We start from the raw sequence: 15,575 nt of genomic DNA, 5'->3' as shown, positions 1-15,575 counted from the left end.
GCGTAACATCAGGCTTCGTTTGTGAGACCGAAGGCAATTGACCGCTTTGCGGACATTTCGGACCTTGGTTTGAGCGCTGCTTACCGTCGCTTCCGACCCAAAGCTGACCCTGGGTTTCACCAATGCGAAAGTCCGGTTCCATTTACACTGAGTGTGCTTGGTTTCGCTAGGTCTTTCGCCTTTAGACAGGACGCGTTTCCAATAGATAGGACGTGCAGAGCTTACGCGCGCGTGCGCTAAACCGCGCGTTTCTCTCCCCTGCTCCGGCTTCCCCCATGCGCGGAACGATCCAGCCCACATAAGTGACCGCCCGCAAAGTAAGGAACAAATCCAGTAGCCTGTCATCTAGCGACCGAACCTCGCGATACCCTTCCAGCAGCGCGGCTTTCAGCGTGGGGTAGTCCGGTTCATCCATGTTGCGCAGAAGCGCGGTGGCAATGTCGAAGAGGCGAAAGCCGAACCCACCGTCGTCAAAATCGAGAAGTTTGATTTTCCCCCCATCGACAAGCACGTTCTCCCGCAGCGGATCAGCATGGATCAGACCGTAATCGAGCTCATCGGCGCACCGCTCCAGAGCCTGCCGCGCGCGATCCCGGAACCGCCCCAGCAAGGCGCGTGTTTCGGGATCAAGGGTCGGATTCTCCCAGAAACGCCCCCAGACCGGGTTATCCCCCAATAACCCGTCCGCATCCCAGGAGCAGCGGGCAAAGCCCGGCGGGTACTTCCAAGCATTACAAGCTTCGTGCAATTGTGCCAGAACCCGCCCCAGCCGCCGAAACACCAACGGGGCATCGTCAAGCTCAAGCGACCCTTGGCCTTCGCCAAGGGGCGTTCCATGCATCCAGCCGATCAGGTCGGCATAACGTCCCTCTACTTGTTCCAACAGCTTCCCGGAAAGCGACTGGCGGGGCTGCGGCACGTGCAACCCGGCCCGGTCCATCGCGTCCAGCCATTGCAGTTCTGAGAGGAGTTCGTCCTCGCTGCGATAGCCAGGACGTTTGAGGCGCAAGGCAAAATCGCCCTCGTCAGTGCACACCCGGTAGACACGGTTTTCACGGCCGGCCACGAAATTGTAAGGCGCGGTATCAACGCCCCAAAGGCCCAGCGCTTTCTCGACTGGGTCCATCACGGGGCGACCGGAATTTCGGCCATAACCGAGTCGAGCGTTTCGATGAGCATGTCGAGATGCTCTTCGCCAAAGGGCATCGGAGGCCGTATCTTCAGCGTGTTCTTATGCCGCCCCAGCTTTGACAGCAGAATGCCCCGGCTCCGCATCGTGTTGACCACACGGTCAGCATAGTCACTGGCAGGTGTCTTGGCGCCCCGGTCAAGCACAAACTCTACGCCAAAGACCATGCCGCTTTGGCGGACATCACCAATGACCTCGTATTTTTCAGCCAGTGCGGTCAGGCGTTCATGCGCCAGACTGCCGATCCTGGCGGCATTGGCCTGCAGGTCCCTGTCGCGCAGTTCCTGCAGCACTGCCATAGCTGCGGCGCAGGAAACCGCGTTGCCTCCGAACGTGTTGAAGTAACGAAACGAATGGCGGAACCGGGCCATGATCTCGGGCGTGGTGACCAGACCGGCGACGGGATGACCATTGCCCATGGGTTTACCCAGCGTCACCACGTCCGGCACCACGCCCTGTTTCTGGTGCGCCCAGAAATGGCTGCCCGAGCGGCCGAAGCCCGATTGCACCTCGTCACAGATCAAAAGCCCGCCAGCCTGACGCACCGCCTCCACCGCGGGTTTCAACCACCCTTCAACTTGGGTCGGGAATCCTTCATTCAGGAAAAGCGGGCAGACGATCAGCGCCGCAAACCCAATGCCCGATACCTCGAGCGCGTTGATCTGTTCCTGCACATGCGCGGCAAAGCGTTGCCCATCAGGATCGTCGATCCGATAGCTGTCGGGCGCTTCCACGTGGCGCAGATATTGGTCCAGTCCAAACCCTACTTCAGGGATGTTGCTTCTGGACAGGTGGCTGACCAATGCGGTGTTTCCATGATAGGTCGCGTCCGTTGCGATGATCCCGCGCTTGCCTGTCATCGCCTCGGCCATGCGCAATGCGATGTCATTGGCCTCTGAACCCGAGCAGGTCAGGATCGATGTAAGAAGATCGCCGGCGAACGTATCAACAAGTGCCTCGGTATAGTCGAGGATGCCTTCGTGCAGATATCGCGTATGGGTGTTCAGTGTGCCAGCCTGGTTGCAGATCGCTTCGACCACGCGCGGGTTGCAATGGCCCACATGCGGCACGTTGTTGTAGCAGTCCAGATACCGCCTGCCACTCGCGTCCCACAACCAGACACCTTCCCCCCGGACGATATGTACCGGATCGTCGTAGAAGGTCGAAACATTCGGTCCAAGCAATGCGCGCCTGCGTTCGACAATCTCCGACACCGCCAATCTCCTTTCACGTCACCGCAAAGCCGCGGGATGTTGACTTTCTTTTCTGGTTCTTTATTATAACCAGTGGTTTTTAATTTAAACCGATCGATTTTCCGCGTCAATGACCCAAGGTTGAGGGTTGAACTGGAACCTCGTCGGAATGGAAAAGCGCGATGTCGTCCACGGTTGCCAAAGCTTTGTCTCTTCTGGAGTTTTTCTCCGAGGAAGAACCTGAACTGGGCCTTTCCGAACTGACCCGGCGCGCGGGTATCAACAAAGCTTCGGTCTATCGCCTGTTGACCAGCCTGACCGATGCCGGGCTCCTGGAGCAAAAGGAAGGAACGCGCGCATATTCGCTGGGAGCGGGCATTCTGCGGCTGGCGCAGATCCGCGAAGCGACCGCACCCATTGCCTCGATCGTGCGCCCGGCACTCGAACAACTGGTGCAGAAGGTCGGCGAAACCGCGCACGCGTCGATCATTTCGGGGCCGGCGCTTGCGACAATCGGCATTTGCGAAAGCACGCGCAGCACTAGGGTATCACTGATCGCGGGCGAAATCTTGCCTTTGCACAGCACTGCATCAGGCGTCGCGGTGCTGGCATTCGGATCCCAGGCCCTGCGCGACCGAACACTGTCGGCGCCGCTGAAATCCCAGACGATCTACACCATGACCGATCCGGAAGAAGTCCTCGAGAACATCGCAATTGTGCAACAGCGGGGTTATGCGACATCCGAAGAGGAAAACGAAGAGGACGTCTACGGCATCGCGGTTCCCTTCTTCGACCAGAGCGGATTGGCTCAGGGCGCCCTCGCCGTGGCCACACCGTGCCACAGGATGACGGACAGACTCCTCCAACAGATCGTGACCTCACTAAGGCATGAGGCCGAGGCCGTGTCCCGCGCAATCGGCGGACAACCCTCGCAAATGTTTTCACGGGCGATTGAACAAACAATCGAGAGAATGGGTCCAAAATTCTAGGTGCACAACAATTGGCTTCTTTCAACGTGCGCAGATCGTCTCCCCGAGTGAATGGGCAGCACACACGCAGAGCTGACCTGGCTACGGGCTGCTGCGAAAGGTCGATATTCGCCAATCGCGTTGGGCGCTGAAAACTTCATCAACTGAAAGAATGGGCTCGATGCGGACATTCACTGAAATCTGCTCAAATTCTGCTTCGCGGACTCTTGAGAGCTTCGACCTAATGTCTTCAACAAGCGAGAACTACCAAAGAAGGGCGTTATCTACCCAGCGGTGGCATTCAACGAAGCATTCAACCGATTGTCTAACCATAGACCAAGCGTGGCAGCCACGTAATAAGTTCAGGAAAGAACATACAGGCCAGCAATCCGACGATTTGCAACGCGAGGAAGGGAAGAGCGGATTTGAAGATGTCTCCCATCGGAATCGATTCTGGTGCAACTCCCCGCAAGTAAAATAGCGCATAGCCGAATGGCGGGGATAGAAAGCTCATCTGCATGTTAACAAGATAGAGCACTCCGAACCACAGAACCAAATCGTTGGGGTCTTCAAAGCCGAACGCGGCAGCGCCGAGCGCCTTGATAATGGGAACGAAGATTGGGACGCAAAGCAGAAGGATACCAACCCAATCGAGGAACATGCCGAGGACGACCAGCAGAATCTGCATTACAATCAAGATGCCCCATGGCCCCAAGCCAAACCCCTGCATCGTATCTTGCACAAACTGCTGACCACCTTCGAGGACGTAGAGACCTACAAATATCGTGGCGCCGAACATGATCCAGATGACCATGGCACTGGCCTTGAGCGTCGTAAGACTGGCCTCCCTGACTGTCTGCCAGTCGAGCTTTCGGTGGATTGCGGCGACGATGAATGCGCCGAAGGTTCCGATGCCTGCGGCCTCGACAGGGGTCGCAACACCTGTGAAGATAATACCCAAAACGACGACGATCAGTGCGATCGGAGCAGCCATGTGACCGAGAAGTCTAAGTTTCTCAGGCGTCGACACCCTCTCTTCCATTGGAATCGGCGGACCCAAAGAAGGGTTAAGGTAGGATCGCACGATGACATACAGGATATACATTCCCGACAGCATCAAACCGGGAATGACTGCCCCGATGAACAACTCGCCAACCGATTGCTCAGCAACAACCGCGTAGATAATCGCTAGTATCGACGGTGGGATCAGGATGCCAAGTGTCCCGCCCGCCATGATCGAACCCATCGCGATCTTGGTGTCGTATCCGCGCTGCAGCATCGCCGGCAGAGCGATAATGCCCATCGTTACCACCGCCGCACCAATTACTCCGACCATGGCTGCAAGGATTGTGGACGCCAGAATGGTCGCTGCAGCCAGTCCGCCTTTCACGCCGCCCAAAAGCTTGTAGATCACGTCGAACATATCGTTGATGATCCCGGCGCGTTCCAGCATTGCGGCCATAAATATAAAAAGTGGAATAGCCGATAGCTGATAGTTCGTCATCAACGGGAAAATGCGGCTTGGAACAATGTTCAGCGCACGCGCGTCGCCCAGGATAAATAGGAACACGCAAGCTAGGCCGCCGGTGACGAAGGCAAGTGGCAGACCGGCCATCAAAAGCGCAATTAAGCTGCCGAACATAATGAGCGTCAGAAGCTCGATTCCTATATCGAGACCCATACTAAGCCCCCCTCGCGATCGCGCGGATGTCTTTAGAAACTTTGGATATACCCTGCAACAGCAACAAGAATCCGCCCATCACCATCACCCACTTCATGGGCCACAAGGGCACCTCCCATTCGTTGAAGCTGATCTCACCCCAACGGATGTTCGGATCCGTCCATTGCGTCAGATCGAAGGTGCCAAGCATCTCTAAGAAGTTATCGTTGCCGCGGGCCCAGTCCGAAACCACCGAATTGCCTGTGGGAACTGCCATTGCGTCAAGCGCGAAAATCCAAGAGGTGTAGAGCAGAGTACCTGCGAAGATAAAGAAGAACACTGATGTCGCCAGATCAACCCACGCCTTCCTTGGGCGCGACAGAGGAGCATAGAAGATGTCCACCCGAACGTGGCTTTCGGTCAGCATCGCATAAGAACCTGCGATCAGATACTGCATCCCGAACATCAGATACATCGATTCATGTGCCCAATTCGTCGGTGTGCCAAACACGTAGCGGCTGATTACCTCGAAATAGTACACGAAAACAGCGATCACGGCCCAGTAGGCGACAAATTCGCCGCAAAATAAAGAAAGCCGGTCAATCCAATTCTCAGCGTATTCCGAGTCTTCCTTCTTGCTCTCAGCTTCGGCTTTTTCCAGAGCAATTTCGGTTTCTGTTTTGGTTTCCTCGGTGATCGTCTCGTTTGCGCGCCGCACAAGGTTCGGGATCAGGATCGCATCGATCACCATCAATACCACCAGCGCCCAGAAGGCATAACCTGCAGCATTGCCCCAAAAAGCACGATTTGCCTCCGCTTGATCCAGCGGTTGAGACATCTCGTCAAGAATCGCCTGGGCTTCTGTAACGCGTTCTTCAGATTTGGGTATCGAAGCCTCGACCCGGTCCACCCGACGCTGCGCGAGACGAGCACGGGTAGAGCCTGCTTCGGCCTCGGCCAGAGCGGCACGGAGATCCTCAAGCTGCGTCCGCGCCTCATCAAGCCGCGGCTGTTCGCGTTCCACTGTTCGCTCGGCGACGCGCACCTCATTCGCCAAATCAGACACCACGGACCGAGCCTCGGTTTCCATACTGTTGGACCACAAGATTAACAGGAACACTGGCACGAAGACGAATCCTATAAGGCTCCTCAGGTAGAATCGGTGGAGCCCCAGCATCCCGCCAGTGAAAAGAACCATGTAAGCTATTGCTGCAGAGTAGCGTCTAACCGAAGGGCGCGGGCGCCGAGCCAATACCATGGCGATCAGTGGAAACACTATAAGCCCCACCCAGTAGGCCCAATGCGGTAGGGTGAACGAGAAATCAGGCATTACGTCGCCTCGGTGGTGTTGTCATATCAATGCATCCGGCCCGAAGGCCGGATGCTAAGCTATGGATCAGATTCGGAACTCAGAGATCGAGTTCCATCCCTTCCACCTGTTCCGGCGTTACATACCCAAGAGAGCCCGACATCATGTAGTCGAGTTGGATCTTGAATATCCGAGCCGCATCTTTATCACGGTTCGCGTATTCGAACCAGATCGGCACAGCGATCTCTGTCATGAGCTCGACATCATCCTGTGTCAGGCGAGTGACCTCAGTCCCATCTTCTTCGAATTTCTTCCAAGCTTCCTGATCCGCAGCTTGGATCGCCGCATGGTGCATATCGGAATAGACGTGAGTTTCCATCTCGACAAATTGTTGCATCTGGGGGCTAATCGCGTTCCAAGCCTCCATTCCGACAGTTATGTCCATAAGGTCAACCGGCTGGTACAGCGACATAAAGCCCGGAGGTCCCATAACAATATAATCCGTGACCTGGCTAAAGCCGAGTGCGTAGTTCACGGCCGGACCAACATAGTCGGCCACGTCGATCGTACCCTTCTCTAGCGCGGGGAATATTTCCGATCCCGGAAGAACGGTGGTTTCCGCGCCAATCTCGGTAAACACTTCAGCCACCATACCGCCCGGCAGGCGCATTTTACGCCCGGCGAAATCGTCGATTGACCGGATCGGTACTTTAGAGTGGATGATGTTGGGACCGTGATGTACCGGGCCAACAAAATGCAGTCCCTGCGCCGCAAATAGTTCACGCGCGATCTCAAGCCCACCGAGGCTGTAATAGAAAACGTCCCATTCATGTGGGTTTCGAAGGCCAAGCGGATAGCTGGTCATGAATGTCGCTGCTGGGATAATGCCTTGATAATAAATCGTAAACGGGTTGATCGCCTCCAGAACACCGTTTTTCACAGCGTCGGCCAGTTGAAAGTCACCAACAACGTCACCGGCGCCGAACGGCTGGAATGCAAGTTCCCCACCAGTCTTTTCCTCGATGGTTGCACACCAGTCCTTAAATATCTGCAGTCCTGCGCCCCCGGGCCAAGAAGTCTGGATACGCCATGTGGTACCATCAGATGCTGCTGTTACGATGTGCGGTGCCGCAAGTGTCGCCGCACCTGCTGTCGCAAGTGAGCGTAACGCGCCACGTCGCGTTGTGATTGAACGCTTCATTTGATCCTCCCGTGTGCAGTTCATGCACTTTGTTATTTGTACTCCGGCCCCATTTTCTGGCACCCGGTCACTCTATCTTAGCGCTTCAAACGACGTATGCAAATTTTTGGATGTTTAGGCAGTATCCGCTTCGATCATTAAGCTGCCAGTATGCCGGCTGCGATCCGGGTCTCGACCGCCAATATTTTTTTGGTCAAGTAACGCAATTGACCAAAATTAGCACGAAGCAGCGGTGTTTGGTTCATCTGCAAAGTGCCCAGTTCAGGTTCAGAACACCCGTTCGCAGCAGTACACCTCAATAACCACTCCGCCCCGCCGGCACCAGAAACCACTGTCCCGATGGACCAGAGACCAACCATACATTAAAAGTCAATCCGGACCAGTCAAATCGGGCCAACCAATTTACAATGCAGGCTTGGTTATTTTCAGCAGTTCTACGCTCTCAGAACATTACTTTGAGTTTGGCTTGGCGATTGGAGCTTTTCTGCTCAGTGGGGCCGCCCTGATGGCAGCTTTGCAATTCGGCTATTGGTCTTTGAAGCAAGCATTTTCTGAATACTAACTGCTAAGAATTTACCTTTGGTGCAAAGGCCAAATGGGCTTCAGGAGAAAAAGATTACGGCGATTTTGAGCGGTAGCTTTGGGCTCGATGCAAACGTTCGCACAGTTTCTGCGAATGACCGCAATGCGGACATTGCAGCCATTCGAGTTACCCGCTCGTTCTCATTCGGTCGCCATAATCGAGGACAGCCTTCAATGTTGCCAAACAACAGAAACTCTGATTGGCTCGCGACACAAAGACGGCGAACCAAATGGTTCAGCCTTTCTGGGAGGAAAATATGTTAAAAACCGTTTTGGGAGCCGCCGCTGGCTTGGCCCTAACTGCATCTGTCGGCATGGCGCAGGAAAAAATGCGCATATCACTTCAGTTACCGCTCAAGAGCCATTTAGGTCAAAATCTGGTCCTTTTCGAGCAAGAAGTTGAGTCGCGTACTGGTGGCGCGATTGACGTTGAGATTTACGACAGCGCTACTCTCTACAAAGATAAAGAAGTTCCGGCTGCAGTTGGTTCGGGCGCAATCGAAGCAGGCGTGGCGTCATTGACGCGTTACGTTGGCGATGCGCCCGTCGTTGATGTCTTCTATATGCCTTTCCTACTTAACAGTGAGGACAAGGTTCGTGCAGCCGTCGCTGAAGGATCTGCGGTGCGAGATACAATTGAAGCAGAGATCGAAAAAACCGGAGGACAAGTTCTTTACTGGCAAGCCTACGGCGGCGCGATCATGTTGTCGAATGGTGGGCCAATCCGCACGCCATCGGACATGGAAGGCAAGAAAGTCCGTGTATTTGGTAAAACGCTCGGCGACTTTGTGACAGCAGCAGGCGGCGCCCCAACTCTCATCTCAGGATCGGAACAGTACCTTGCCTACCAGCGCGGCACTGTTGATGTAGGCATGACAGGTGTATCGGGCGTAAAATCTCGCAAGCTCTGGGAAGTAATGGATACCATTACTGTGACCAACCATGCCGACATCGAGTTCGTTGTTGTTGTGAACAATGACTGGTGGAATGGGCTGTCTGACGAGATCAGAGGCCATATCACCGAAGCCGCCGCGGTCGCCCAAGCCAGCGTGCGCGATAAGATGGCGTCTATTGAAGCCGAAGCTTACGCAGCCGCAAAAGAAAACGGCATGACAGTTGTGGAACTGACGGATGCTGAACTGGAACAATGGAAGGCCGTCTCGCAGCCCGTGTACGATGCTTACCTTGCCGCAGCTGGCGAAGCTGGTCAGAAAGTTCTGACGGCTGCAGGAAACTAAAAAGGACCTGCGGGCTGCTTGCCCTTAAGCGGACGGCCCGAGTTTTAAATTCTATGCAGTTCGTAACGACCCTGTCCCGACTTGCAGGCCTATTAGGTGCGTGTCTGATGGCCGCAACTGGAGCAATGCTGACGTATGAGGTCATTGCCCGGTATTTCTTTATTAAGCCGACCATTTGGGCCGCAGAACTCAGCCAGCTCTGTCTAATTTGGGGGTGTCTGCTGTCATTGGGCTGGGTCCTGAACATGCGCCGCCACATCACGGTAAACGCCGTGACGGCGCTCTTGCCGGTTTCTGCGCAACGCATCTGCGTAATTCTATCTTTGGCGATATTGATAGCGTTTTCGAGCATTGTCACCTACTGGGGATGGGACATTTTCCACGATAGCTGGGAACGCGGTCGGACGACAGGATCACTTTTGAACCTCCCTAGTTGGGTGGCTGAGCTATCGGTCCCGGTCGGGTTCGGGCTTCTCACAGTCCAAGCCTTTGTGGAGCTTCTGTCACTTCGACGAGTTCACGTATCCTCGTTGGGAGCGAGCCACGAATGACTATTGTTCTAATTCTGGCTTGTCTCTTTTGGCTCCTCCTTCTTGGTGTCCCTGTAGCATTCGCTTTGGGTGGCTTGGGACTCGGAATGTTGCTTTTGGGCGGGTTTTCACCGCTAATGGCCCCTCAGGCGCTGCTATCCACCCTTGACGGGTTCATTCTTTTGGCAGTGCCACTCTTCCTTTTGATGTCAAACGTCCTTCTAAAAGGCGGTGTCGGGCGTGATCTCTTTGCTGCTGTTCAGGCATGGGTCGGGCATTGGCCAGGCGGCTTGGCCGTCGCGACAATACTAAGTTGCGGTCTTTTTGCTGCTATTTCCGGTTCGTCTGTTGCGACAGCGGCCACTATCGGGACAGTAGCGATCCCTGAGATGGTAAGCCGAGGATATGACAAGCGCTTCGTCTATGGATTGCTCGCAGCCGGTGGTACTCTCGGTATCCTTATTCCTCCATCCATTCCGATGATCGTATTTGGGTTCGTCGCGGAAGAGTCAGTCATTGCGCTCTTCTTAGCAGGCATAGGTCCTGGCCTCTTGCTTGTAGCCCTGTTTGTGGTCTTCGCCATGATTTATGCACGTCTGTCGCCGACCTATACACCTGTTGAAAAGGCGGACGCACAACAGCGCGTGAAAGCTTCGATCCGCGCTCTGCCTTCTCTAGCTCTCGCCTTGCTCATTGTCTTGGGCTTGTATTCAGGCGCCTTCACACCGACTGAAGCTGCGGCAGTTGGATTTTCGGCAGCCATTTTAATAACAGTTTTCTGGCTACGAACGCTCACTTGGGCGGCTTTTTGGGAGGCCGTGAAGGAAAGCGCAATAACTACGACGGCCATTTTGCTGATTGTCGCCGGTGCTAAGGTGTTTGGCAAAGCCATTGCGCTTTATCGGATACCGCAGGACATTTCGGCTTTCATTGCCGCGAATATCGATGGGCCGCTTGTGTTTATCCTGCTTGTCTGCGTCGTGCTGCTTCTAATGGGCCTCGTTTTTGAAGCGCTGTCCATGATCTTGATAATGACACCGGTTTTGCTGCCTGCTGCCATGGGCTTGGGTTTTGATCCCATCTGGTTTGGCATCTTCATGGTGATCATGGTGGAATGCGCACTGATCACACCACCCGTTGGGTTGAACCTATACGTTATCCAAGCCGTCGCTCGCGTCTCACTTGGAGAAGTTGCTCGAGGCGTCTGGCCGTTCCTTGTATTAATGCTGGTTACCGTTGCGATTTTGTACCTCGTGCCAGACTTAGCGCTATACATTCCTTTGAAATGGTAAAAACCGTATGACCCAAGCCGAAAAGCTGCGCAATCTTCTCGAAAAAGACCAATGCCACGTCATGCCGTGTTGCTTTGACGCCTTATCCGCGAAACTGATCGAACAGGAGGGTTATGACCTTACCTTTATGTCTGGTTTCGCCGCCTCAGCCAGCCGGATTGGCGAGCCTGACTTAGGGCTAATGAGCTACGGTGAGGTAGTCGATCAAGCCAGCAATATTGCAAACGCCACCAGTATTCCACTGATTGGCGACGGCGACACGGGTTATGGCAATGCCATGAATGTCAAGCGGACTGTGAAGGGATTTTCCCGAGCGGGATGCGCTGCTGTCATGATCGAAGACCAACTCGCGCCTAAACGTTGCGGGCACACGCCGGGAAAGGCCGTTGTTGCGAGAGATGAAGCTTTTGATCGTATCCGTGCAGCAATCGATGCCCGAAACGAGTTGCGAGAAAACGGTGGTGACATTCTTATTCTCGCACGCACTGACGCTCGTCATGAACACGGTCTTGCCGAAGCGCTCCGACGAGCGGAAACTTTTGCAAAACTTGGGGCCGACATCATGTTTGTAGAAGCGCCGCGCAGTGAAGCAGAAATGCGTGACATCTGCTCGGCGGTTCCGCTGCCCAATATGGCCAATATTGTTGAAGGTGGTGAAACACCGGATCTACCAAATGAGGTCCTTCAAGATATTGGCTACTCAATTGCGGCGTACCCGCTCTCTCTCATGGCGTCCGCAATGCAGGCCATGGTCACGTGTCTTCGATCAATGCGCCAAGACCAGCGCCCGGGACGAATGGACTTTGCCGAACTCCGTCAAAGGGTCGGCTTCGAAGAGTATTATCAACTATCCGAGAAATACACTTCATCAGCCAGAGAAAGCTGAACCGCGACGCGCTTACCGGCAGATCTGAATGATTTGTTTTACTGGCAAAATGTCAGCTAAGCTCGGGTCGGTCGGGCTGACTGCTTTGGGTTCGATGCGGCCATTCACGGATTTCACCTGAATGCCTGCTATGCGGAAAATGCGGCTGCTGTTTATGGAACGCGGTCGCTCTTGACTGTCCGCTTTGCAAAGTCATTCAATACTTATTGGCCAAATGCGTGAAACAGGACGGTGAAAATGCCACGTGATAAGAAATTTATCCTATGCCCGATAAACCTTCGCCACGTCAGGTTGGACTACAGCGCCTACGAAGAAGCAATCGCAATGGCCAGGCGCAGAGAGGCGCGGCTTCTCGTAGTGACAGTTGCACCAGAAATGGAGCGAAACTTGAATATTCGCGACTCTGTTGGCTATTGGAGCGAGCAATTGGAGAAGTTTGTGAAAGATCACCCAGCGGAAGGCGTCGAACTAGAAACTGTTGTTCGAACCGGTGCAGTGCATCGCCAAATCGTAAAGCTCGCCGATGAACGCAACGTGGATATGATTGTGATGGAGGCGGCCAACCCAAAGATTCAGGATTACCTGCTGGGAACGACCGCCAGCCACGTAGTGACACATGCCAGTTGCTCGGTTTTTGTTGTTCGGCACTAGTCGATTCAAAAACCTCGGCAACCCGATGTGATGGCTCCCTTATTTTAGGAAGCCATCATTGATTTTGTCCGCTTGCTACAGCTTTTTGTACTCGGATCGCAGAGCCAGCCACAGACAGTAGCACATAATGAGGATCACCAGTGTAAATGGAATCCCCATTGACACGGCAGCACCTTGGAGGGCGTTCAATCCACCGCCTAGAAGAAGCGCAATGGCAACCAAACCTTCCAAAGTGCACCACCAAACACGCTGAACAACGGGCGCATCCAGTTTACCACCTGCGGTGATAGTATCGATAACCAACGACCCTGAATCAGATGACGTGACAAAGAAGATCACAATCAAAATCAGCGAGATCGGGGCGACGATATTGTACAGAGGCAACTCCTTGAGGAAGCCAAACAGGGCGCCCTCTGGCGCATAACTATCGATGACGGTTGCTTTGACGCCTTCAGCGCTACCTGCATTCAGCATGTCAATCGCGGCCCCTCCAAAAGTGGACATCCACAATGCGCAGACCGCCGTAGGAGCAATAAGGGCACAAAGAACAAACTCACGCACCGTTCGACCACGAGAAATCCGGGCAATGAACATTCCCACGAAAGGAGACCATGCAATCCACCATGCCCAGTAGAAGGTAGTCCACCCATGGAAAAAGCTGGTATCCTCTCTGCCAAAGGGATTGGAGAGCGCAGGTAGCAGCGTGACATAGTCAACCATGACTGAAACGTAACGAGCAATTGCGGCCGCCACCCCGGTCATTGCGATCACAAAAATAAACAGCCCCACAGCCATGATCATGTTGATCTCAGATAGCCGTTTCACACCGGCATCCATTCCCAACAAAACAGAACCAAGCGCAATAAGCGTGATCGCGACAATGATGATGACGGTCAATGTGGGCGAAGGCGTGATGCCAAACACTTCATTCAAACCTGCGGCAACCTGTTGTGCACCGAGACCCAATGAAGTGGTCAGTCCGAAGAGGGTAGCAAACACGGCCAGCGTGTCGATGACATGCCCCCAGAAGCCCCAGACGCGTTCACCAAGCAGCGGAAAGAACGCCGACCTAAGCGTCAGCGGCAGGTTTAAGTTGTATGCAAAAATCGCCAGTGCCAGACCCACTGCAGCGTACACAGCCCAACCTTCGAGACCCCAGTGATGGATAGTACCAACAACACCGATATACTCATTGCCGGGCTCGGTGATGTCGATGTTTAAGGGGCGTGCATTCCCATCTTCCGAGAAGTTGTAGTACACAGGCTCCAAGACACCGAAGAACAGCAGACCGATCCCGATTCCTGCGGCAAACATCATTGCGATCCAACCCGCATACGAGTAGTCGGGTTTAGCATCTTTCCCGCCAATTCTGACCTTTCCGACCGGCAAGACAATGAGCGCCAGGCAGAACAAGGTGATCGCATTCACCGACAACACAAGAAACCAATCAAAGGTGCTAGTCAGCCACGGCCGAAGCCAGCCAAAAAATGCAGCGGCCGCTTCCTGATTGGCCAATGCCACGATCACAAAGCCTAGGATCAGCAAACCAGAAACGATGAAGACAGGGTTATGGATATCCAACCCGAGGGGTCTGATATTGTCCTGTCCGAGTTCATATTCAGTCTCGAAATCCCAGACGCGAGGGTCTGGGTCGAGCATCTTTTTTTGACTTGTATCTGACATTTTACCTCCCTAAGCGCTGTGTCACGCACCTTAGCGTTGCACAACCTGCGGCAATCTGTCCAACATTCAGTCGAACGCATCTGCCACAATAGACGGCGTTCCAAATACCAGCGCAGCAAAGATTATGAACGGAACCAGCCAAATCGGCTTTCAAAAGCGAAAAATTTCAACAGGATCAAATTGCCGCGTACCAACCCAGACATTCGCGCGAAAACGCCGAGACCTGAAAGACTTTGTGACACTGTTTTCTGTGGCCTGTGTAGCCAGCTCAACTGCAACGCAGACCCCCCACTTAGGTTAAGGCCACTCCTGGCTGAAATCCCCAGCATCTTCGCGGCTGGCTCGTTTGCCTCGGGCAGCCCAACTGTCGGTTGGGCAGATTGGGCGAATTAAAATAGCTTGCTTTTGGCGTTGCCACGACAACTCCAATTCTGCTTCCCTAAGATGTCTGCTTTGGACTCAAAGCCGTCATCCGACGGCATTAGCGATTATATCGGTTTGTGGTTGCGAGCGGTCATTGGGGCCGCTCTCAGGACTGGTCCGACATCAGCCCTCCCAGTACTATTCAACGAGTTTTCAAGCTCAACTCCGAGATCCTACCGTCGCCTGACCCTCTCTCGATTACGCTCCCGACGTTCGATGTTGATCCGGTGGTCGCGACCCAATGCCCGGTAGAATCCCAGTCCCTTGGACCAGTTCAGAAAGTGGGCAAAGCTGTCGACCTGATCGTCGTTGCGTCCGCGTGGAAAGGATTGAAGCTCTCGTTTGAATACCGGCAGCCAGGGTGCATCTGCAGGCAGATAAACCTTGCCCTCTTCGACAGGACCGCAAGCGGACTGGAACCGGGTTTCCTTGTCCTTGTCGGGTTTAATGCGTTCGTAGCGCCGACGGTCATCACGAAACAACTCGTCCAAAAGAGGTTTGCCTGAGGCCGCATCTTCGATCAGGACACGATCGGGATCCCAACGGCCGACAAGTTGCAGTGCCTTGGCTTTCAGGTCTGGGTAGTCCACCTGCCCACGCCAGACGTCGATAAGATGCCACGCATTTTCGCGGAACCCCCAGGTTGTACAGACAGAGAAATCAGACCGGGGGTCTGCCGACATGCCCGTATCCCAGCTCTGAACCACCAGTTGGAACCAGCGGCGATCTTCGATGGTCTCGTAGGTGCCAAACCACTCCCAGCGCAAGGG

General features: G+C 54.3%; 13 protein-coding genes. 6 read left to right on the top strand and 7 right to left on the bottom strand.

What is annotated here, in order from left to right; genetic code table 11:
* Positions 1 to 181 precede the first annotated feature (181 nt).
* Together GOV91_RS21930 and GOV91_RS21925 are read right to left on the bottom strand one after the other, a co-directional pair.
* Entirely contained in the window at positions 182 to 1,126 is a 945-nt protein-coding gene (locus GOV91_RS21930) for a phosphotransferase enzyme family protein (RefSeq protein ID WP_171237055.1), read from the bottom strand.
* Entirely contained in the window at positions 1,126 to 2,403 is a 1,278-nt protein-coding gene (locus GOV91_RS21925; protein WP_371732357.1) for an aspartate aminotransferase family protein, read from the bottom strand. The genes GOV91_RS21930 and GOV91_RS21925 overlap by 1 nt, the downstream gene beginning before the upstream one ends.
* A gap of 161 nt (positions 2,404 to 2,564) precedes the next feature.
* On the opposite strand from GOV91_RS21925, the gene GOV91_RS21920 reads away from it, so the two are divergent.
* Complete coding sequence (locus GOV91_RS21920) at positions 2,565 to 3,371, top strand: IclR family transcriptional regulator (RefSeq protein WP_171237054.1); 807 nt, start codon at positions 2,565 to 2,567, stop codon at positions 3,369 to 3,371.
* 304 nt (positions 3,372 to 3,675) lie between these two features.
* Here GOV91_RS21920 and GOV91_RS21915 read toward each other — a convergent pair whose 3' ends face one another.
* From GOV91_RS21915 to dctP (GOV91_RS21905), 3 genes are all read right to left on the bottom strand, one after another.
* Positions 3,676 to 5,031 (bottom strand): TRAP transporter large permease subunit, encoded by a 1,356-nt coding sequence (locus GOV91_RS21915; RefSeq protein WP_171237053.1) that lies wholly within the window; start codon positions 5,029 to 5,031, stop codon positions 3,676 to 3,678.
* Between the two features lies 1 nt (position 5,032).
* A complete protein-coding gene (locus GOV91_RS21910; RefSeq protein ID WP_171237052.1) occupies positions 5,033 to 6,340 on the bottom strand; it encodes a TRAP transporter small permease subunit in 1,308 nt (435 codons plus the stop codon).
* A gap of 79 nt (positions 6,341 to 6,419) precedes the next feature.
* Positions 6,420 to 7,520 (bottom strand): TRAP transporter substrate-binding protein DctP, encoded by a 1,101-nt coding sequence (gene dctP, locus GOV91_RS21905; protein WP_171237051.1) that lies wholly within the window; start codon positions 7,518 to 7,520, stop codon positions 6,420 to 6,422.
* A gap of 839 nt (positions 7,521 to 8,359) precedes the next feature.
* Between dctP (GOV91_RS21905) and dctP (GOV91_RS21900) the strand changes: the two genes are divergently transcribed.
* The 5 genes from dctP (GOV91_RS21900) to GOV91_RS21880 all read left to right on the top strand — a co-directional run bounded on the left by dctP (GOV91_RS21900) (position 8,360) and on the right by GOV91_RS21880 (position 12,699).
* Positions 8,360 to 9,340: a TRAP transporter substrate-binding protein DctP gene (dctP, locus tag GOV91_RS21900; RefSeq protein ID WP_171237050.1), complete on the top strand. Its 981-nt coding sequence runs from the start codon at positions 8,360 to 8,362 to the stop codon at positions 9,338 to 9,340.
* Between the two features lie 107 nt (positions 9,341 to 9,447).
* A complete protein-coding gene (locus tag GOV91_RS21895) occupies positions 9,448 to 9,891 on the top strand; it encodes a TRAP transporter small permease (protein ID WP_254440764.1) in 444 nt (147 codons plus the stop codon).
* Positions 9,888 to 11,162 carry a TRAP transporter large permease gene (locus tag GOV91_RS21890; protein ID WP_171237048.1) on the top strand — a complete coding sequence of 425 codons (1,275 nt, stop codon included), beginning with the start codon at positions 9,888 to 9,890 and terminating at the stop codon, positions 11,160 to 11,162. Before GOV91_RS21895 ends, GOV91_RS21890 begins: the two co-directional genes overlap by 4 nt.
* Positions 11,163 to 11,169: 7 nt before the next feature.
* Complete coding sequence (locus GOV91_RS21885) at positions 11,170 to 12,048, top strand: oxaloacetate decarboxylase (RefSeq protein ID WP_171237047.1); 879 nt, start codon at positions 11,170 to 11,172, stop codon at positions 12,046 to 12,048.
* A 237-nt stretch (positions 12,049 to 12,285) separates the two neighbouring features.
* Positions 12,286 to 12,699, top strand: a complete 414-nt coding sequence (locus GOV91_RS21880; protein WP_171237046.1) for a universal stress protein — start codon at positions 12,286 to 12,288, stop codon at positions 12,697 to 12,699.
* A 75-nt stretch (positions 12,700 to 12,774) separates the two neighbouring features.
* Here the strand turns inward: GOV91_RS21880 and GOV91_RS21875 are convergent, their stop codons facing one another.
* Positions 12,775 to 14,382 (bottom strand): BCCT family transporter, encoded by a 1,608-nt coding sequence (locus GOV91_RS21875; protein WP_170770029.1) that lies wholly within the window; start codon positions 14,380 to 14,382, stop codon positions 12,775 to 12,777.
* Positions 14,383 to 14,978: 596 nt separating this feature from the next.
* Positions 14,979 to 15,575: phage terminase large subunit (gene terL, locus GOV91_RS21870; protein ID WP_171237045.1), on the bottom strand; the 597-nt coding region annotated here is incomplete at its 5' end.

It is taken from the genome of Ruegeria sp. HKCCA6837, assembly GCF_013034475.1.
In the GTDB taxonomy this organism is placed as follows: Bacteria; Pseudomonadota; Alphaproteobacteria; order Rhodobacterales; family Rhodobacteraceae; genus Ruegeria.
The sequence above is the reverse complement of the archived record's forward strand: the minus strand, read 5'-3'. Positions and strand labels throughout refer to the sequence as shown.